15 protein-coding genes are annotated in these 18,568 nt (G+C 73.2%); 11 read left to right on the forward strand and 4 right to left on the reverse strand.

The features are described from left to right. Nucleotides 1-82: 82 nt before the first annotated feature. Both LQK89_RS03705 and xylA read right to left on the reverse strand, forming a co-directional pair. Nucleotides 83-1,573, reverse strand: a complete 1,491-nt coding sequence (locus tag LQK89_RS03705) for a xylulokinase (protein ID WP_231050238.1) — start codon at nt 1,571-1,573, stop codon at nt 83-85. After that, a complete protein-coding gene (gene xylA, locus LQK89_RS03710; protein ID WP_058742654.1) occupies nt 1,570-2,760 on the reverse strand; it encodes a xylose isomerase in 1,191 nt (396 codons plus the stop codon). The genes LQK89_RS03705 and xylA overlap by 4 nt, the downstream gene beginning before the upstream one ends. Before the next feature lie 97 nt (nt 2,761-2,857). On the opposite strand from xylA, the gene LQK89_RS03715 reads away from it, so the two are divergent. From LQK89_RS03715 to LQK89_RS03760, 10 genes are all read left to right on the forward strand, one after another. Then, complete coding sequence (locus LQK89_RS03715) at nt 2,858-4,054, forward strand: Gfo/Idh/MocA family protein (RefSeq protein WP_231050239.1); 1,197 nt, start codon at nt 2,858-2,860, stop codon at nt 4,052-4,054. Further along, the gene (locus LQK89_RS03720) at nt 4,051-4,749 is read left to right on the forward strand and encodes a ThuA domain-containing protein (RefSeq protein WP_141860448.1); all 699 of its coding nucleotides are present in this window, start codon (nt 4,051-4,053) and stop codon (nt 4,747-4,749) included. Before LQK89_RS03715 ends, LQK89_RS03720 begins: the two co-directional genes overlap by 4 nt. Next, on the forward strand, nt 4,746-5,846 hold the full coding sequence (locus LQK89_RS03725) for a Gfo/Idh/MocA family protein (RefSeq protein WP_442874074.1): 1,101 nt from the start codon (nt 4,746-4,748) through the stop codon (nt 5,844-5,846). Before LQK89_RS03720 ends, LQK89_RS03725 begins: the two co-directional genes overlap by 4 nt. Nucleotides 5,847-5,872: 26 nt before the next feature. Next, nucleotides 5,873-6,916 carry a sugar phosphate isomerase/epimerase family protein gene (locus LQK89_RS03730; protein ID WP_174778834.1) on the forward strand — a complete coding sequence of 348 codons (1,044 nt, stop codon included), beginning with the start codon at nt 5,873-5,875 and terminating at the stop codon, nt 6,914-6,916. A 160-nt stretch (nt 6,917-7,076) separates the two neighbouring features. Beyond that, nucleotides 7,077-8,378 carry an ROK family transcriptional regulator gene (locus LQK89_RS03735; protein WP_231050241.1) on the forward strand — a complete coding sequence of 434 codons (1,302 nt, stop codon included), beginning with the start codon at nt 7,077-7,079 and terminating at the stop codon, nt 8,376-8,378. After that, nucleotides 8,375-9,421, forward strand: coding sequence for an NAD(P)-dependent alcohol dehydrogenase (locus LQK89_RS03740; RefSeq protein ID WP_231050242.1), 1,047 nt, complete (start codon nt 8,375-8,377; stop codon nt 9,419-9,421). Before LQK89_RS03735 ends, LQK89_RS03740 begins: the two co-directional genes overlap by 4 nt. A gap of 160 nt (nt 9,422-9,581) precedes the next feature. Continuing rightward, nucleotides 9,582-10,982 carry an MFS transporter gene (locus LQK89_RS03745; RefSeq protein ID WP_231050243.1) on the forward strand — a complete coding sequence of 467 codons (1,401 nt, stop codon included), beginning with the start codon at nt 9,582-9,584 and terminating at the stop codon, nt 10,980-10,982. Nucleotides 10,983-11,173: 191 nt separating this feature from the next. Then, entirely contained in the window at nt 11,174-12,610 is a 1,437-nt protein-coding gene (glmU, locus tag LQK89_RS03750) for a bifunctional UDP-N-acetylglucosamine diphosphorylase/glucosamine-1-phosphate N-acetyltransferase GlmU (protein WP_231050244.1), read from the forward strand. Nucleotides 12,611-12,659: 49 nt separating this feature from the next. After that, a complete protein-coding gene (locus LQK89_RS03755; RefSeq protein WP_114848877.1) occupies nt 12,660-13,637 on the forward strand; it encodes a ribose-phosphate diphosphokinase in 978 nt (325 codons plus the stop codon). Further along, on the forward strand, nt 13,634-14,410 hold the full coding sequence (locus LQK89_RS03760) for a putative protein N(5)-glutamine methyltransferase (RefSeq protein ID WP_231050245.1): 777 nt from the start codon (nt 13,634-13,636) through the stop codon (nt 14,408-14,410). The genes LQK89_RS03755 and LQK89_RS03760 overlap by 4 nt, the downstream gene beginning before the upstream one ends. A 27-nt stretch (nt 14,411-14,437) precedes the next feature. On the opposite strand, the gene LQK89_RS03765 is transcribed toward LQK89_RS03760, so the two are convergent. Beyond that, complete coding sequence (locus LQK89_RS03765) at nt 14,438-16,054, reverse strand: molybdopterin-dependent oxidoreductase (protein ID WP_442874059.1); 1,617 nt, start codon at nt 16,052-16,054, stop codon at nt 14,438-14,440. A gap of 291 nt (nt 16,055-16,345) precedes the next feature. On the opposite strand from LQK89_RS03765, the gene LQK89_RS03770 reads away from it, so the two are divergent. Next, nucleotides 16,346-16,972 (forward strand): hypothetical protein, encoded by a 627-nt coding sequence (locus tag LQK89_RS03770; RefSeq protein WP_231050246.1) that lies wholly within the window; start codon nt 16,346-16,348, stop codon nt 16,970-16,972. Between the two features lie 89 nt (nt 16,973-17,061). Here LQK89_RS03770 and gndA read toward each other — a convergent pair whose 3' ends face one another. Then, nucleotides 17,062-18,519: an NADP-dependent phosphogluconate dehydrogenase gene (gndA, locus tag LQK89_RS03775; RefSeq protein WP_180225616.1), complete on the reverse strand. Its 1,458-nt coding sequence runs from the start codon at nt 18,517-18,519 to the stop codon at nt 17,062-17,064. Nucleotides 18,520-18,568: the final 49 nt, after the last annotated feature.

The following is an 18,568-nucleotide window of genomic DNA, read 5'->3' on the forward strand; positions in this document are numbered from 1 at the left end:
CGGAGGACGAACCTTCCGACCTCCGACGCGCAGAACGTCTTCCTACACCGTGCGCGATGGGATCGATCGCTCGCGAGCGGTGTCAGCGCGCGGCGTGTGCCCGGTACTGCTCGAGCACCTCGGGGCGCGGGTCCGCGGGGACGACCGTGGCGGAGACCTCCCACGACGGCAGGCTCCCCGTCAGCACCCAGGCGGCCTGTCGAGCGGCACCGGACGCCACGTACTCGCCCGGCTCCGGGATCGACACGTCGCGGCCGAACACCTGCGCGGCGACGGCCCGGACGGCCTCGTTCCGCGCGGCCCCGCCGATGAGCAGCAGCCGGGACACCATGACGCCGGTGCCCTCGACCGCGGCGAGCCCGTCGGCGAGGGCGCACAGCATGCCCTCGACGGCGGCGCGGGCGAGGTGCGCCCGGTCCGTGGTCGCCGGGGTCATCCCGAGCAGCGAGGCGGTCGCGTCCGGTCGGTTCGGGGTGCGCTCGCCGACGAAGTACGGCACGAGCACGAGCCCGTCCGCGCCGGCCGGCGCCTGCAGCGCCAGCTCGCCGAGGCCGTCGTGGTCGACGGCGAGGAGCCCGCCGATCACCTCGAGCACGCGGGCCGCGTTGAGCGTCGTCACGATCGGGAGGCGCGACCCGGTCCCGTCGGCGAAGCCCGCCACGGTCCCGCTCGGGTCCGTCACCTCGGTGTCGGTGACCCCGAAGACCGTCCCGCTCGTGCCGAGGGACACCGCGACGTCGCCGGGACCGAGGCCGAGGCCGAGCGCGGCCCCGGCGTTGTCGCCGAGTCCCGGGCCGACCACGAGTCCGGCGCGGGCGGTCGCGCCGCCCGGCAGCGCGACGTCGGACCCCAGCGTGCCCATCGCCTCGTCCGGTGCGACCACCCGCGGCACCACGACCGCGTCGTCGTCACCGGCTGCGGCTGCGGTTGCGCCACCCGCGACGCGGAGGCCACGACCGAGGGCGGCCGCGAACAGCTCCGCGTCGTACTCGCGGCGCACCGGGTCCCAGTACGCCGTGCCGCTGGCGTCGGAGCCGTCGGTCGCGAGCGCGTCGAGGTCCGGACCGAGCGGGCTCTCGTCCGCCGGGCCGTACCCGCGCAGCCGCCACGACAGCCAGTCGTGGGGGAGCGCGACCGCGGCGACCCGCGCCGCGTTCTCGGGCTCCGCGTCCCGCAGCCAGCGCAGCTTGGTCCCGGTGAACGAGGCCACCGGGACCAGACCCGTCCGGGCGACCCATGCCTCCCGGCCGAGCTCCTCGACCATCTGCGCGGCCGCGTCGGCGCTGCGGACGTCGTTCCAGAGGAGCGCGTCGCGGACCACGCGACCGTCCGCGTCCAGCGCGACCATGCCGTGCTGCTGCCCGGCGATCGCGACCGCGGCGACGTCGTCGAACCCACCGGCGTCCGCGATCGCGGTGCCGAGCGCGTCCCACCAGTGGCGGGGGTCGACGGAGGTGCCGTCCGGGTGGGACGCACGCCCCTCCCGGACGACCGCACCGGTCGACGCGTCCCGGATGGTGACCTTGCAGGACTGGGTCGACGAGTCGACCCCGGCGACGAGCTGCTGGCTCAACGAGCGCCCATGAGGTGCTCGATCGCGAGCTGCTGCAGGCGCACGAAGCCGAAGCCCTTGCCGCCGAAGTACGCGTCGGCGTCGAAGTCCTCGAACGCCGAGCGGTCGGCGAGGAAGTCGTCGTACGACTCGCCGCTGTTCAGCGTCGGGGTGCTCAGCTCGTCGACCTTCGCGGCGGACAGGGCCTCCTGCACCTCGGGGTCGGCGCGGAACGCCTGCGCGCGCTCCTTGAGGAGCAGGTACATGCGCATGTTCGCCTTCGCGGAGTCCCAGACACCCGTGATGTCCTCGGTGCGCGACGGCTTGTAGTCGAAGTGCCGCGGGCCGTCGTACGCCTGGCCGCCCTGCGGGGCGCCGTGCTCGAGCAGGTCGACGAGCGAGAACGCGTTCTGCAGGTCGCCGTGGCCGAACACCAGGTCCTGGTCGTACTTGATGCCGCGCTGGCCGTTCAGGTCGATGTGGAAGAGCTTGCCCTGGTACAGCGCCTGGGCGATGCCGGCCGTGAAGTTCAGGCCCGCCATCTGCTCGTGGCCGACCTCGGGGTTGATGCCGAACAGCTCCGGGCGCTCGAGCGTCTCGGTGAAGGCGATCGCGTGGCCCAGGGTCGGCAGGAGGATGTCGCCGCGGGGCTCGTTCGGCTTCGGCTCGATGGCGAAGCGGATGTCGTAGCCCTTGTCGGTGACGTACTGGGCGAGCAGGTTGACGGCCTCGCGGTAACGCTCGAGCGCGGCCTGCACGTCCTTGGCGGAGTCGTACTCCGAGCCCTCGCGGCCGCCCCACATGACGAAGGTCTTCGCGCCGAGCTCGGCGGCCAGGTCGATGTTGCGGAGCACCTTGCGGAGCGCGAACCGGCGGACCTGGCGGTCGTTCGAGGTGAAGCCGCCGTCCTTGAACACCGGGGCCGAGAACAGGTTCGTCGTGACCATCGGCACGATGATCCCGGTCGACTCGAGCGCGCCCTTGAGGCGGTCGATCTGGCCCTGGCGCTCGGCGTCGGTGGACCCGAACGCGAACAGGTCGTCGTCGTGGAAGGTCAGGCCGTAGGCGCCGATCTCGTCGAGCTTCTCGACCGCCTCGACCACGTCCAGCGCGGGACGGGTGGGGCCGCCGAACGGGTCGGAGCCGTTGTAGCCGATGGTCCAGAGACCGAAGGAGAACTTGTCGTCACGGGTGGGCGTCGTTGCCATGGTGGGTCACCGTTCGTCGTCGAAACAAAATGTTGCCGCGCCCAACATAAGCGGTAGGGTGGATCCTGGCAACACCGGATCGCAAAGGAGCGAGTGGATGGCACAGGACGGACACGGACCGGGTCGACTGCGGGTCGCGATGGTCGGGCACGGCTTCATGGGGGCGGCGCACTCCCAGGCGTGGCGGACCGCCCCGCGGTTCTTCGACCTCGGCGTGGAGCCCGAGATGGCGGTCGTCGTCGGGCGGGACGCCGAGCGCACCGAGGCCGCGCGCCGGCAGTACGGCTGGCAGGCCGCGTCGACCGACTGGCGCCGGGTGGTCGCCGACCCGGACATCGACGTCGTCGACGTGGTGTCGCCCGGCTCCTCGCACGTCGAGGTCGCGATCGCCGCGCTCGAGGCCGGCAAGCACGTGCTGTGCGAGAAGCCCCTCGCCAACACCGTGGCCGAGGCCGAGGCGATGACCGCCGCCGCCGAGTCCGCCGCTGCGCGCGGCGTCCGCGCCATGGTCGGGTTCAGCTACCGCCGCGTGCCCGCCATCGCGCTCGCCCGCCAGCTGGTGCAGGACGGGAGGATCGGGGCCGTCCGCCAGGTCCGCGCGCTCTACCTGCAGGACTGGTTGGCCGACGCCGAGGGCCCGATGACGTGGCGCCTCGACAAGACGCTCGCCGGTTCCGGCTCACTCGGCGACATCGGCGCGCACGCGATCGACCTCGTCGAGCACGTCACGGGCGCACAGCTGTCCACCGTGTCCGGCACGCTCGAGACCTTCGTGCACGAACGCCCGCTGATGGCCGAGGGCGTCGGCCTGTCGGGCACGGCGTCGAGCGAACGCGGACAGGTCACCGTCGACGACGCCGCGTTCTTCCTCGGGCGGCTCAGCGGTGGCGCTGCCGACGGCGCGATCGGCACGTTCGAGGCCACGCGCTACGCGACCGGTCGGAAGAACGGCCTGACGCTCGAGGTCAGCGGGTCCGAGGGCGCGATCCAGTTCGACCTCGAGTCGATGAACGAGCTGCGGCTGTACGAGTCGTCGGCGCCCGCGGGGGAGCAGGGCTTCCGCCGCATCCTGGTCACCGAGCCGGAGCACCCGTGGATGGCCGCGTGGTGGCCGACCGGGCACCTGATCGGCTACGAGCACACCTTCAGCCACCAGGTCACGGACTTCGTGCGGGCGATCGTCGCCGGCACCGACCCGCAGCCGTCGTTCGCGGACGGCCTGCACGTGCAGCGGGTCCTCGACGCGGTCGAGCGCAGCGCGGCCGACGGCAGCGCCTGGACGGCGATCCGATGACCGGCGGGAAGAAGGCCCTGGTCGTCCGGGGCGGGTGGGACGGGCACATGCCGGTCGAGACCACCGACCTGTTCGTCCCGTTCCTGCGGGACAACGGGTTCGACGTGCAGGTGTCGGACTCGACCGCGGTGTACGCCGACGAGTCCGTGATGGCCGACGTCGACCTGATCGTGCAGGTCGTCACCATGTCGACCATCGCGGACGACGAGTTCGCCGGACTGCAGAAGGCCGTGCTCGGCGGCGCCGGACTCGCGGGATGGCACGGCGGGATCGCGGACGCGTTCCGGAACACCGCCGACTACCTGCACATGATCGGCGGGCAGTTCGCGCACCACGCGGGCAAGCACCCGTCCGAGCGCACCGGCGAGCAGTCCGACAACTACATCCCGTACACGGTGCACATCACCGAGGCCGGGCACGAGCACCCGATCACGCAGGGCATCGAGGACTTCGACCTGGTGACCGAGCAGTACTGGGTGCTCTCCGACGAGTACAACGACGTGCTGGCGACCACGACGCAGGAGGCCCGGGACTTCGACGCCTGGAACCGTCCGGTCACGGCGCCGGCGATCTGGACCCGGCAGTGGGGGCAGGGGCGCGTGTTCGTCTCGGCGCCCGGGCACCGGCTCGAGGTCGTCGAGTCGCAGCCGCTCCGCACGATCATCGAGAGGGGACTCCTGTGGGCAGCGCGATGAAGGTCGGTGTCGTCGGGGTCGGCGTCATCAGCCAGCAGTACTTCGAGCACTTCCCGGCGTTGCCCGGGCTCGAGCTGACCGCCGTCGCGGACATCGACGTCGCCCGGGCGCAGTCGGTCGGCGAGGCACAGGGTGTCCGCGGGACGAGCGTCGACGAGCTCATCGCGGCGGACGACGTCGACGTCGTGCTCAACCTGACGATCCCGGCCGCGCACGCCGAGATCGCGACCCGGGCGCTCGAGGCCGGCAAGCACGTCTACGGCGAGAAGCCGCTCGCGATGTCGACGGCCGAGGCGCAGCCCGTGCTCGACCTCGCCCGGCGCTCGGGGCTGCGGGTCGGCAGCGCGCCGGACACCGTGCTCGGCACCGGGATCCAGACGGCCCGGCAGGCGCTCGACAGCGGTGCGATCGGCACGCCCGTCGGTGCCGCCGTGTCCTGGTCGGCGCCCGGGCACGAGCTGTGGCACCCGGCGCCCGCGTTCTACTACCAGCCGGGTGGTGGGCCGCTGCTCGACATGGGGCCGTACTACCTGACGAGCCTCGTGTCGTTCTTCGGACCGGTCGTCCGGGTGAGCGGCGCCTCGACCCGCTCCGACCGCGAGCGCACGATCGCGACCGGACCCGCCGCGGGCACCCCGCTCCGGGTCGACATCGACACGCACGTGGTCGCCGTCCTCGAGCACGCGGACGGCGTCGTCTCCACGGTCACGGTGTCCTTCGAGGTCTGGGCCACCCGGGCGCCACTGTTCGAGGTGTACGGCACCGCGGGCACGCTCGGGGTCCCCGACCCGAACCGGTTCTCCGATCCGGTGTCGATCGCCGATGCCCAGGGGGGAACAGCACGGCCCCGCGAGTGGCGGGACCTGCCGACGAGCGCCGGGTACGCCGACGCCGGACGCGGGTACGGCCTCGCCGACATGGCACACGCGATCGCCACCGACCGGCCGCACCGGGCGTCCGGCGACCTCGCGTTCCACGTGCTCGAGGTGATGGAGGCGGTCTCGACCGCCGCCCGCGAGCACGCCGTGGTCGACGTGCGGTCGCGCGTCGACCGACCGGAGACCGTTCCTGCCGGAGCCGAGCCGAGCACCTGGTGAACGAGCAGCAGGAGGAAGGAAGCAGCATGACGGAGACGACCCGTGCCTCCCGGCCGAGCGTGGCGACGCGACCGGTCACCCTGTTCACCGGCCAGTGGGCGGACCTGCCGTTCGAGGAGGTCGCCCGACTGGCGGGGGAGTGGGGCTACGACGGCCTGGAGATCGCCTGCTGGGGCGACCACCTGGACGTCCGTCGCGCCGCGACGGACCCCGACTACGTGGCGGACCGGAAGGCGATCCTGGAGCGCAACGGCCTGCAGGTCTGGACGATCGCGAACCACCTGACCGGGCAGGCCGTGTGCGACGACCCGATCGACCAGCGGCACGAGGACATCCTCGCGCCGCACGTGTGGGGCGACGGCGACCCCGAGGGCGTCCGTCAGCGGGCAGCCGAGGAGCTGCAGTGGACCGCCCGCGCGGCCGCGGCGCTCGGCGTCACGACCGTCACCGGGTTCTCCGGGTCGTCGATCTGGAAGACCGTCGCCGGGTTCCCGCCGGTGCCGCCCTCGATGATCGACGCCGGCTACCAGGACTTCCACGACCGGTGGTCGCCGATCCTCGACGTGTTCGAGGAGGTCGGCGTCCGCTTCGCGCTCGAGGTGCACCCGTCCGAGATCGCCTACGACTACTGGACGGCGAAGCGGGCGCTGGAGGTGTTCCAGGACCGGCCGGCGTTCGGCTTCAACTTCGACCCGTCGCACTTCGTCTGGCAGGACCTGGACCCCGCCGCGTTCCTGCTCGACTTCGCGGACCGGGTGTACCACGTGCACTGCAAGGAGTCGGTGAAGCAGCTCGACGGCCGCAACGGACGCCTGTCGTCGCACCTGCCGTGGGGCGACCCGCGGCGCGGGTGGGACTTCGTCACCGCCGGGCACGGGGACGTGCCGTGGGAGCGGGTGTTCCGCGTGCTGAACCACATCGGGTACGACGGGCCGACGAGCGTCGAGTGGGAGGACGCGGGCATGGACCGGCTCGTCGGCGGCCCGGAGGCGCTGGCGTTCGTGCGGCAGCTCGGGACCATCGCGCCGCCGGACGCCGCGTTCGACGCCGCGTTCTCGCGCTCGCGCTAGCCGCGGCCGCGCCGGCGGCCCCGCGCCGCCGGCGCACCGCCGGCGCCGCGCCGAGTCTCGGCCTGGGCGACGAGTTCTGCGGAGCGCCGCGCGAGACTTGTCGCTCGTGCCGAGACTCGGCACCGCCCGACCCCGCACCACCACCCCACGAGGAGGACCCATGGCCCGACCGGCCACGACCACGCCCGGCAACGCCGCGCGCGTCCTCCGCATCGTGCACGAGGGCGGGCCGCTCCCGCGCGCCGAGCTCACCCGTCGTACGGGCCTGAACCGCTCGACGGTCCTGGCGATCGTCGGCGAGCTCGTCGAACAGGGGCTCGTGCACGAGGAGTCCCCCGCCCCCGGCAGCCCCGGTGCCGAACGCCCCGCGGCCGGCGTCGGGCGTCCCAGCGCGATCGTCCGCGCGTCGCCGGACGTCGTGGCCGCCGCCGTCACGGTCGAGATCGACGCCGTCGGGGTGGCCCTCGTCGCGCTCGACGGCACCGTGCGCGACCGGCTCGTCGAACCCCAGCCCAGCGTCCCGAGCGCGGCCGTCGCGATCGACGCCGTCGCCCGCGTGCTCGGCACCCTCACCACCCGGGCGGCACCGGGCCTGCGGCTCGTCGGGGTCGGCGTCGCGGTCCCCGGCATCGTCCGCGTCGAGGACGGGGTCGTCCGGGACGCCCCGCACCTCGGATGGCGGGACGAGCCGTTCGCGGGACCGCTCGCCGATCGCCTCGGCCTGCCCGTCCGCGCCGCGAACGACGCGAACGTCGGCGCCTGGGCCGAACGGCTGTACGGCAGCGCCCGCGGCGTCGACGACCTGGTCTACCTCAACGGCGGCGCGAGCGGCATCGGCGGCGGCATCGTCAGCGCCGGCCGACCGTTCAGCGGCGCCGACGGGTACGCGGGCGAGCTCGGGCACACCTTCGTCGCCGCGAACGGCGTCCGCTGCCACTGCGGGGCCGTCGGGTGCCTGGAGACCGAGGCCTCGCGCGAGTCCCTGACCGCGGTCACCGGGACACCCCCGGACGACCTCGACGCCCTCGCCGCGGCGCTCGCCGAGGGCCGGGACGAGGTCGAGCGGGTCGTTGACCGGCAGGTCACGGCGCTCGCCACCGCGATCCGGAACGCCGTCCACACGGTCGACCCCGAGGTCGTCGTCCTCGGCGGGTTCCTCGGCGAGCTGCTCGGGCACGTCGGGGACCGCGTCGAGGACGAGGTCCGGGCGCAGACGATGGCCGCCATGACCGACCGGCTCCGGGTCGTGCCGGCGGCGCTCGGCCGGGACGTCCTGGTGCGCGGGGCCGCCGAGCTCGGGTTCACCGACCTGCTCCGCGACGGCCAGGCGACCCCGATCCAGGCGACGCAGGCCCCGGCCCGAGCGACGCAGGCCCCGGCCCAGACGGCCCCGCCCGCCGCCGACACACCGACCACCCCGTCCGACCGCGACGACGCGGTCGAGGAAGCGAGATCCGCATGACCGACACCGCCACCACCCAGCGCGCGAGCGTCCTGCTCGGCACCCAGGACCTCACCGTCGAGGACCGCCCCGTCCCCGAGGTCGCCGCGGGGGACGTCCTCGTCCGCGTCGCCGCCGTCGGCGTGTGCGGCTCCGACGTGCACTACTACCGCCACGGCCGCATCGGGGACTTCGTCGTCGAGGAGCCCCTCGTCCTCGGTCACGAGCTCTCCGGCACGATCACCGCCGTCGGCGAGGGCGTCGACCCCGCCCGCGTCGGGGAACGTGTCGCCGTCGAACCGCAGCGCCCCTGCCACCGCTGCGCGCAGTGCCTGGCCGGTCGCTACAACCTCTGCCCGCACATGCGCTTCTACGCGACGCCGCCGGTCGACGGCGCGTTCGCCGAGTACGTCACGATCGAGGCCGAGTTCGCCCACACCCTGCCCGACACCGTCTCGTTCGAGGCCGGCGCCCTCCTCGAACCCCTGTCCGTCGGCATCGCCGCCGTACGCAAGGCCGGCATCGTCCCCGGGTCGAGCGTCCTCATCGCCGGCGCCGGCCCGATCGGCGTCATCTGCGCACAGGTCGCCCGCGCGTTCGGCGCCACCCGCGTCGTCGTCAGCGACCTCGTCCCCGAGCGCCGCGAGCGGGCGCTGTCCTTCGGCGCGACGGAGGTCGTCGACCCCGTCGCGGTGGACGTCACGTCGGACATCGTCCCCGTCGACGCCTTCATCGACGCCAGCGGCGCACCCCGCGCGGTCTCCGACGGCATCAAGGCGGTCGGACCGGCCGGCGCCGCCGTCCTGGTCGGGCTCGGCAACTCCGAGATGGTGCTGCCCGTCGAGCACATCCAGAACCTCGAGGTGACGGTCACCGGCATCTTCCGCTACACGAACACCTGGCCGGTCGCGATCGGGCTGGTCGCCTCCGGACAGGTCGACCTGGACGCACTCGTCACGGGACGCTTCGGGCTCGACGACGTCCGCGAGGCTCTCGAGAGCGACACCGACCCGGCCTCCCTCAAGTCGGTCGTCTACCCGAACGGGGTCCCGTCCGCCTCGTGACCCGCCTCCGTCGCGGCGCGACCAGGACACGGACTGGAGGCACGTGGCGGGCCCGCCACGTGCCTCCAGTCCGTCCTGCGGTCGTGTCCGGCGACCGCACCCGCCGGTGCACCCGGACCGGGGGCACCGGCGCGACACCGCGACGCGCTACGGTTCGGCCATGACGGCGACACCGGCGGCTGCAGTGCCGCAGCGCACCGACCGACGGGCCCTCGTGTCCTGGGCGCTCTGGGACTGGGGGTCCGCGGCGTTCAACGCCGTCGTCACCACCTTCGTGTTCAGCACCTACCTGGCGAGCCGCGCGTTCGTCGACCCGCGGCTCGTCGCGGCCGAGGGCACCTCGGCTGCCGCCACCCGCGCGGTCGAGCGGGAGCTCGCGCAGAACGCGGCGACCGTCTCGACCGCCCTGACCGTAGCCGGGATCGTCGTGGCGCTCGTCGCCCCCGCGGTCGGCCGGCTCGCGGACTCCTCCGGGCACCGGCGCCGGTCGGTGCTCGTCGCGACCATCGGCATCGCGCTGTCGATCGGGGCGATGGTGTTCGTCGCACCGAGCCAGCCGTACCTCGTGCTCGGGGCCGCCCTGCTCGGGATCGGGACGGTCGCGTACGAGATCGCGACCGTCGGGTACAACGCGATGCTCGGCCAGGTCGCCTCCGGGCCGAAGACCGGCCGGGTCTCGGCGATCGGCTGGGCGGCCGGGTACTTCGGCGGCATCGTGCTGCTGGTCGTGCTGCTCGTCCTGTGCATCCAGGACTTCGGGACGCCCGGCGTGGCCGGGATCCTGCAGCTGCCGGCGACCGTGGCGACCGGGCAGTGGGACGTCCGCGTCGCGATCGGCATCGCCGCCGTGTGGCTCGCCGTCAGCTCGGTGCCGCTGTTCCTGACCGTCCCCGAGGCGGCGCCGGACCGGACGCAGACCGGCGGCCTGCTCGGGGCCTACCGGGACCTCGGACGCCACGTCGCCCGGCTGTGGCGCGAGCGGCGGAACGTCCTGGCGTTCCTGGTCGCGAGCGCGGTGTTCCGCGACGGGGTCGGGGCGGTGTTCACGTTCGGCGGGATCATCGCCGCGCAGGTGTTCGGCTTCAGTGCGTCCGAGGTGATCCTGTTCGCCATCGTCGCGAACGTCGTCGCCGGGGTCGCGACGTTCCTGTCCGGGCGGCTCGACGACCGGTTCGGCTCCCGGGCGCTCATCACGGTGTCGCTGATCGGACTCGTCGTGTGCGGCACGGCGGTGCTCGCGGTCGGGACGGCCCAGGTCGGGTTCTGGGTGCTCGGGCTCGCGCTGTGCGTGTTCGTCGGGCCGGTGCAGTCGTCGTCGCGGGCGTACCTGGCGCGGCTCGCGACGCCGGGCCGCGAGGGGGAGCTGTTCGGCCTGTACGCCACGACCGGGCGGGCGGCGTCGTTCCTGGCGCCGGCGCTGTTCGGGGTCGCCGTGACCGTGACCGGCTCGACGCGGTTCGGCATCCTCGGCATCGTGGTGGTGCTCGTCGCGGGCCTCGTGCTCATGGCGTTCGTCAAGCGGGAGGACGGGGCGGCGGCCGTCCCGCGCGTCGGAGGCTGATCCGCGCGTCGGGTGCCGTTCCGCGCGTCGGAGGTGTTTCCGCTCGTCGGGTGCTGATCCGCGCGTGGTGTGTCGTTCCTTCCGGCACCCCTTGCGCGGTCTTGCCTCCCACGTCACCTGCGATGGGCCGGATCGTCCACGGTGACGCCCCCGTGGCACCCGCTCGGCTCCCGTGCGCCAGGATGGAGGGCATGACCGACCAGCGGATCGCCGTCGTCGTCCTCGCCGCCGGGCAGGGCACGCGCATGAAGTCGTCCACCCCCAAGGTGCTGCACCGCCTCGCCGGCCTGCCCCTCGTCGCCCACGTGCTCCGCACCGCGGCGTCGCTCGAGCCCGAGCACGTCGCCGTGGTGGTCCGGCACGAGCGGGAGCGCGTCGCCGCCGAGGTCGCCGAGCGCGCACCCGGCGCGATCGTCGTCGACCAGGACGACGTCCCCGGCACCGGCCGCGCCGTCGAGGTCGCGGTCCAGGCGCTCCCCGAGGACTTCGAGGGCGCCGTAGTCGTGCTCTCCGGCGACGTCCCGCTGCTCGACGCCGCGTCGCTCCGGATTCTCGTGGACGCCCACGCCGGGAACGCCGCGACCCTGGTCAGTGCGATCGCCCCCGACCCGACCGGCCTCGGCCGCGTGGTCCGCGACGCCTCCGGGGCCTTCGTCGCCGTCGTCGAGCACAAGGACGCGACCGACGAGCAGCGCACCATCACCGAGGCGAACGCCGGGATCTACGCGTTCGACGTCGCGCACCTCCGTGCCGTGCTCCCCGGTCTCACGACGGCCAACGCCCAGGGCGAGAAGTACATCACCGACGTGCCGGCCCTCATCGCCGCGCGCGGCGGAGCGATCGACGTCGTGACCCTCACCGACCCGTGGCTCGTCGCGGGGATCAACGACCGCGCGCAGCTCGCCGACGCGGCCCGCGAGCTCAACGCCCGGATCGTCCGTCGGCACCAGCTCGCCGGCGTCACCGTCCAGGACCCCGCGACGACGTGGATCGACCTGGACGTCACCATCGAGGCCGACGCCGAGGTGCTCCCGGGCACCCAGCTGATCGGCGCCACGGCGATCGCCGCCGGTGCCGTCGTCGGACCGGACACGACCCTGCGCGACACCGAGGTCGGCGCCGGGGCCACCGTGAACCGGGTCGACGCGACGCTCGCCGTGATCGGGGACGGTGCCTCGGTCGGGCCGTTCGCGTACCTGCGGCCGGGCACGATCCTGGGCGACCAGGGCAAGATCGGCACGTTCGTCGAGACCAAGAACGCCGTGATCGGGCGGGGCAGCAAGGTGCCGCACCTGTCCTACATCGGCGACACCGAGGTCGGCGAGGACTCCAACATCGGGGCCAACACCATCACCGCGAACTACGACGGCGTGCACAAGCACCGCACCCAGGTGGGGTCGAACGTGCGGACGGGCTCGCACAACGTGTTCGTCGCCCCGGTTAGGATTGGCGACGGGGCGTACACCGGCGCGGGTACGACCGTCCGCAGGGACGTACCGGCCGGGTCGCTCGCGATCAGCTACGCCCCGCAGCGCAACACCGACGGATGGGTCGAGGAACACCGACCCGGTACGCCGGCGGCCGAGGCGGCTCGGCGCGCGCACGGCGAACAGAACACGGCGACCTGACCCGGCCGTCGGCAGCGACCCCGAGCGGGTCAGGGAGTGAGCACCGCACTTGTCCGGAATCAAGACAACCGGCCAGAAACGACTCGTCCTCGTCTCGGGACGAGCGCACCCGGAGCTCTCGGCGCAGATCGCCGACGAGCTCGGGGTCGAGCTGGTCCCGACCGACGCCCGCACCTTCGCGAACGGTGAGCTCTACGCCCGCTTCGACGAGTCGGTCCGCGGCTGCGACGCGTTCGTCATCCAGTCGCACACCGCGCCGATCAACGAGTGGCTCATGGAGCAGCTCATCATGGTCGACGCGCTCAAGCGTGCCTCGGCGAAGCGCATCACGGTCGTGGCGCCCTTCTACCCCTACGCCCGACAGGACAAGAAGGGTCGCGGTCGCGAGCCGATCTCGGCCCGACTGGTCGCCGACCTGTTCAAGGCCGCCGGTGCGCACCGCATCATGAGTGTCGACCTGCACGCCGCCCAGATCCAGGGCTTCTTCGACGGCCCCGTCGACCACCTGTTCGCCATGCCCGTGCTGCTCGAGCGCTTCCAGCAGATCCTCGACCCGGAGACGCTCACCGTCGTGTCGCCGGACATGGGCCGCGTGCGCGTCGCCGACATCTGGTCCGAGAAGCTCGGCGCCCCGCTCGCCATCATCCACAAGCGGCGTGACCCGCTCGTCCCGAACCAGGTCTCCGTGCACGAGATCGTCGGTGACGTCTCCGGCCGCGTCTGCCTGCTCGTCGACGACCTCATCGACACCGGTCGCACGATCGCCAAGGCCGCCGAGGCCCTGAAGGCGAACGGTGCCACCGGCGTCGTCGTCGCGGCGACCCACGCGGTGTTCTCGGACCCGGCGAAGGACCTGCTGCAGAGCGAGTTCATCGACCGCGTCGTCGTCACGGACACCCTGCCGCTGCCGGAGGAGAAGCGCTGGGACCGCCTCGAGGTCCTGCCGATCGCCCCGCTCATCGCCCGCGCGATCCACGAGGTCTTCGACGACGGTTCCGTCACGTCGATGTTCGACGGCGCGGCTTGACCACAGCGCGGGACGCGCTCGCCGCCCGGCTCCGGGCGGCGGGCAGCGTGTTCGTCGAGGACGAGGCCGACCTGCTGCTCGAAGCGGGCGACGGCGATCCGGTCCGTCTGCGTGCCCTGGTGCAGCGGCGCCTTGCCGGTGAGCCGCTCGAGGTCGTCCTCGGCTGGGCGGCCTTCGACGGGCACCGGGTCCGCGTCGCCGCGGGGGTCTTCGTGCCCCGGGCACGCACCGCGGTCGTCGTCGAGCAGGCGGCGCGGCGGCTCCACCGGTACGACCGGGTCGTCGACCTGTGCTGCGGGGTCGGCGCGATCTCCGTCGCGCTGCTCGGCCGGGTCGGTGCGCTCGACCTCGTCGCGGCCGACGTGGACCCCGACGCGACCGACGTGGCCGCCGAGAACATCGGGGACCGGGGGATCGTCGTCACGGGTGACCTGTTCGCGCCGCTGCCCGAGCGGTTCCGGGAGGCCGTCGACGTCATCGCCGTGAACGCCCCGTACGTGCCGTCCGGCGAGGTCGCGACGATGCCGTCGGAGGCCCGCGACCACGAGCGGCTCGTCGCCCTCGACGGGGGAGCGGACGGCCTCGACGTGCACCGCCGCATCGCCGACGGGGCCGGGGCGTGGTTGCGCCCGGGCGGGGCGGTCGTCATCGAGGTCTCGGCGGCCCAGTCCGCGGCGTCGGCGGCACTGTTCGCCGCCGCCGGGTTCACCGTCGCGGTCGAGCGCGACGACGAGGTCGACGGGACGTGCGTCGTGGCGGTCCGGCCGGCCTGACGCCCGGCAGCCGTCCGCGGACCGTCGTCAGTCCGCGCTGACCTGCACGGTGTGCCATCCCGTTGCGCCGTTCGGCGCCGGAGGCCGTTCGACGCTCGTCTGCACCTGCCCGTCGGTCCCCGTGGCGCGGACCTGCAGCCGGTGCGACCCGGCCGTCGGGGTCCACCGCCACACCCACTGCCGCCAGGTGTCGGCGGACACCGAGTCGGCCAGGGTCGCGTCCTGCCACTCGCCGTCATCGACCCGGACCTGCACGCCCTTCACCCCGTGGTGCGGTTGCCAGGCGACACCCGCCACGGCGACGGTCTTCCCGGCCGTGAGCGACGCCCCGTTCCGAGGTGTGTCGATCCGCGACTCGAGCTTCACCGGACCGCGCTCCGACCAACCACGCGGGGTCCAGTACCCCTGCGCGTCGGCGAAGCGGGTGACCTCGAGCTCGTTCACCCACTTCGTCGCGGAGACGTACCCGAACAGGCCGGGCACGACCATCCGGACCGGGAACCCGTGCTCGGGCGGGAGCGGCTCGCCGTTCATCCCGACGGCGAGCATCGCGGCGGTGTCGGGGTCCTGCAGCACGTCGAGGGGCGTCCCGGCCGAGAACCCGTCGACGCTCCGGGACAGCACCATGTCGGCACCGTCGCGGACCCCCGCCCGCGCCAGGAGTTCGCGGATCGGGTACCCGAGCCACAGCGCGTTGCCGATCAGGTCGCCGCCGACCTCGTTCGAGACGCAGCTCAGGGTCGCCATGTGTTCCTCGAGCGGGAGCGCCAGCAGTTCGTCCCAGGTCAGCTCGACCTCACGCTCAACCGCGCCGTGGATCCGCAGCTTCCACTGCGCCGGGTCGACCGACGGCACGCGCAGGGCGGTGTCGATCCGGTAGAAGTCGGCGTTCGAGGTGACGTACGGCGTGATCCCGGACACGTCGAGGGACGCCCCGGCGGGGACGGGCGTCGCCGTGGTCGCGGGCTGCGGTAGGCGGATCGCCCGCCGTGCAGCCGCGGCCGCCTGCATCGCCGAGGTCCCGAGGCGGGACGCGCCACCGACCACGACCGCGGCGACGGCGGTCGCCGCACCCCACACCAGGAATGTGCGACGTTCGGTCGCCGCCGGTCTGGGCGAGGCCGACGGGACGGCTGCTGCGGCTTCCCACCGCCGGAGCCGACGGAGGAGCAGGCGCAGTACGACGATCGCCGCGACCACGCCGAGGACGCTCGGCAGCCCGTCCCACGTGCCGCTGCCCGACCGCGTGGTGACGGCTGCGAGCGACAGCGCACCACCGACCGCGAACACGAGCGCCCCGAACGGCGGACGTCGTCGTTCGAGGACGCCCGCGCCGGCGCTGATGCCCGCCGTGACGACGGCCATCAGGACGAAGAGCGCGGCCTTGTCCCCGGTGCCGAACAACCCCACCATGAGGTCCTTCGCAGCGGGCGGAGCGAGGTCGATGACCGCCGAGCCGACGGCGACGAGCGGACTGCCGGCGCCACCGAGCAGCAGCGCACCGAACTCGGCGACGGCCAGGAACGCGACGACGGCCACGATCCCGCACGCGGCGGCCCATCCGGCCGGGCGGCGGACGGACGTCCCCGGCGGGAGCGGCTCGGCAGCGGGTGCGGAGGAGGCGGAGGGTGGTGCGGTGCTCACCCGTGCAGCGTAGGTCGGCAGGTCGCCGACGGGCTGACAGGCGGCCGGACGGTGGACGGGCGCCGGCGGCCGACCTGCTGTGGAGGAGCGGCGCTTCCCCGGGCGTTCACCGCCTCGTTCCCCGGAACGGGCCAGCGCGGCGACGCCGGACCGTGCGAGGATCAGGATGTGCTGAGCCGACCCGACCGCGTGCCGCGTCGGCGGCGTGCGCAGCAGCGGGCCCAGGAACGAGCCCAGGAACGAGCCCAGCAGCGAGCACAGCGACGTGCACAGCGGCGGTCCCGCCCGGCGATGTCGGTCGCCCGACGCTTCGCCGCCCTGCGCTGGACGATCGTGGGGATCTGGGTCGCCCTGCTCGTCACCCGCATCGTGGTGTCCACCACCGCGCCGGAGTCCGACCTGTCGTACTTCGGGGTGCTCGAGGCGGTCGCGATCACGGGCGGCCTGGTCCTCATCGCCGTCGCGGTCCTCCGGGCCCGGGCGATCCGGCGTCGCCGTGCCGACGAGGCCCTCGCGCTCGCGATCCGGCGCATCGACCCGACCGTCTGGCTCGTGCCCTCGGCGCCGACCCAGGAGCTCCGCGACGCCGTGCACGAAGCCCGTCCCGAGACGGCGCTCGGGCAGCGGGTCACCTGGGCGTTCGGTGCCACCGAGGCGTCGCTCTGGGAACTCGAGGAGCGCCGCGCGACCCGGCTGCTCGTGATCCGCTGGAGCCGGATGGTGCACGTCGGACTCGAGGACGTGGTCGGGGAACGGAGCGCCACGGCGGTCGCCTTGCACTACGTCCGGCCGGACGACACGACCGCGGTCGCCACGTTCTTCGTCCGCTCGGCTCCGGGGTCGCAGCGCCTGCTCGGCCGTGGCCCGCGGCTCGAGCGGCTCGTCGCCGACCTGGCTCGCGAGCGCATCGTCGCCTGAACGACCGGGAACGGGAACGGGAACGGGAACGGGCGAGGAGCCTGCGCTCCTCGCCCGTCGGCCGGTCCGGACCCGTCAGTGCCCCTCGGTCAGTGCGTCGACGGCTCCTGTTCGACCTCGCGCCGGTCGTCGTCGGACCACAGCGTGTGGAACGTGCCGTCCTTGTCGATGCGCTGGTAGGTGTGCGCCCCGAAGAAGTCACGCTGCCCCTGGATCAGCGCCGCGGGGAGCCGGTCCGAGGCGAGGGAGTCGTAGTACGCCAGCGCGGACGAGAAGCCCGGCGCCGGGATCCCGGACGCGACCGCGATGCCGACGATCCGCCGCCAGGCTGCTTCGCCCTCGGCGACGGCGTCCGCGAAGTACGGGTCGACCAGCAGCGACTCGAGCGCCGGGTTCTTGTCGTACGCCTCGACGATGCGGTTGAGGAACTGCGCCCGGATGATGCAGCCACCGCGCCAGATCTTCGCGACCGCGCCCAGGTCGATGTCCCAGTCGTACTCCTTGGCGCCGGCGATGATGAGGTCGAAGCCCTGCGCGTACGCGACGACCTTCGATGCGTACAGCGCCGCACGGACGTCGTCGGCGAACGAGTCCGGCACCTCGGCGATGTCCGGTCGGTTCTCCACGCTCCGCTGCACCGCGGCACGCTGGGTCGGCTTCGACGACACCGCACGGGCGAAGACCGCCTCGCCGATGCCCGACACCGGGATGCCCAGACCGACGGCGTTCTGCACGGTCCAGACGCCGGTGCCCTTCGACCCGGCCTCGTCGCGGATGACGTCGACGAGCGGCTTCCCGGTGTCGGCGTCCTGCTGCTTGAGGACCTCACCGGTGATCTCGATCAGGTACGACTCCAGGTCGCCCTTGTTCCACTCGTCGAACACCTGCACGAGCTGCTCGACGGAGTACCCGCCGACGCGACGGAGCAGGTCGTAGGACTCCGCGATGAGCTGCATGTCGGCGTACTCGATGCCGTTGTGCACCATCTTCACGAAGTGGCCGGCGCCGTCGGAGCCGATGTGCGTCACACACGGCTCGCCCTCGGCCACGGCGGCGATCGACTTGAGGATCGGTCCGAGGGTCTCCCAGGCCTCCTTCGAGCCGCCGGGCATGATCGACGGGCCGTTCAGCGCGCCCTCTTCGCCGCCGGAGATGCCGGTGCCGACGAAGTTCAGGCCCTTCTCGCGCAGGTCGTGCTCGCGACGGATCGTGTCGTGGAAGTTCGCGTTGCCGCCGTCCACGATGATGTCGCCTTCCTCGAACCGCTCCGCGAGCTGGTCGATGACGGCGTCGGTGCCCTTGCCGGCCTGCACCATGATGATCGCGGTCCGGGGCTTCGACAGCGACGCGACGAACCCGTCGATGTCTTCTGATGCGATGAACCCGGCGTCGCCGTGTTCCTGCATGAGTTCCTCGGTCCGGGCGTACGTGCGGTTGTAGACCGCCACCGTGTTGCCCTCGCGCGACGCGAGGTTGCGTGCGAGGTTCGAGCCCATCACCGCGAGGCCGATGACCCCGATGTTCGCCTGTCCGTCGTGCTCTGCCACCTGGGTCTCCTTCGTCCTGGATGTTCGGTGCCCAACCTACGAGCCGGAC

It is taken from the genome of Curtobacterium sp. C1 (genome assembly GCF_021049325.1).
Classification (GTDB): Bacteria; Actinomycetota; Actinomycetes; order Actinomycetales; family Microbacteriaceae; genus Curtobacterium; species Curtobacterium citreum.

Excerpts from the sequence above, each read along its gene's own strand:
- xylA (WP_058742654.1), bottom strand. The coding sequence starts at position 2,760 with ATGGCAACGACGCCCACCCGTGACGACAAGTTCTCCTTCGGTCTCTGG.
- LQK89_RS03715 (WP_231050239.1), top strand. The coding sequence starts at position 2,858 with ATGGCACAGGACGGACACGGACCGGGTCGACTGCGGGTCGCGATGGTC.
- LQK89_RS03735 (WP_231050241.1), top strand. The coding sequence starts at position 7,077 with ATGGCCCGACCGGCCACGACCACGCCCGGCAACGCCGCGCGCGTCCTC.
- LQK89_RS03720 (WP_141860448.1), top strand. The coding sequence starts at position 4,051 with ATGACCGGCGGGAAGAAGGCCCTGGTCGTCCGGGGCGGGTGGGACGGG.
- LQK89_RS03745 (WP_231050243.1), top strand. The coding sequence starts at position 9,582 with ATGACGGCGACACCGGCGGCTGCAGTGCCGCAGCGCACCGACCGACGG.
- LQK89_RS03770 (WP_231050246.1), top strand. The coding sequence starts at position 16,346 with ATGTCGGTCGCCCGACGCTTCGCCGCCCTGCGCTGGACGATCGTGGGG.
- LQK89_RS03725 (WP_442874074.1), top strand. The coding sequence starts at position 4,746 with ATGAAGGTCGGTGTCGTCGGGGTCGGCGTCATCAGCCAGCAGTACTTC.
- LQK89_RS03740 (WP_231050242.1), top strand. The coding sequence starts at position 8,375 with ATGACCGACACCGCCACCACCCAGCGCGCGAGCGTCCTGCTCGGCACC.
- LQK89_RS03730 (WP_174778834.1), top strand. The coding sequence starts at position 5,873 with ATGACGGAGACGACCCGTGCCTCCCGGCCGAGCGTGGCGACGCGACCG.
- glmU (WP_231050244.1), top strand. The coding sequence starts at position 11,174 with ATGACCGACCAGCGGATCGCCGTCGTCGTCCTCGCCGCCGGGCAGGGC.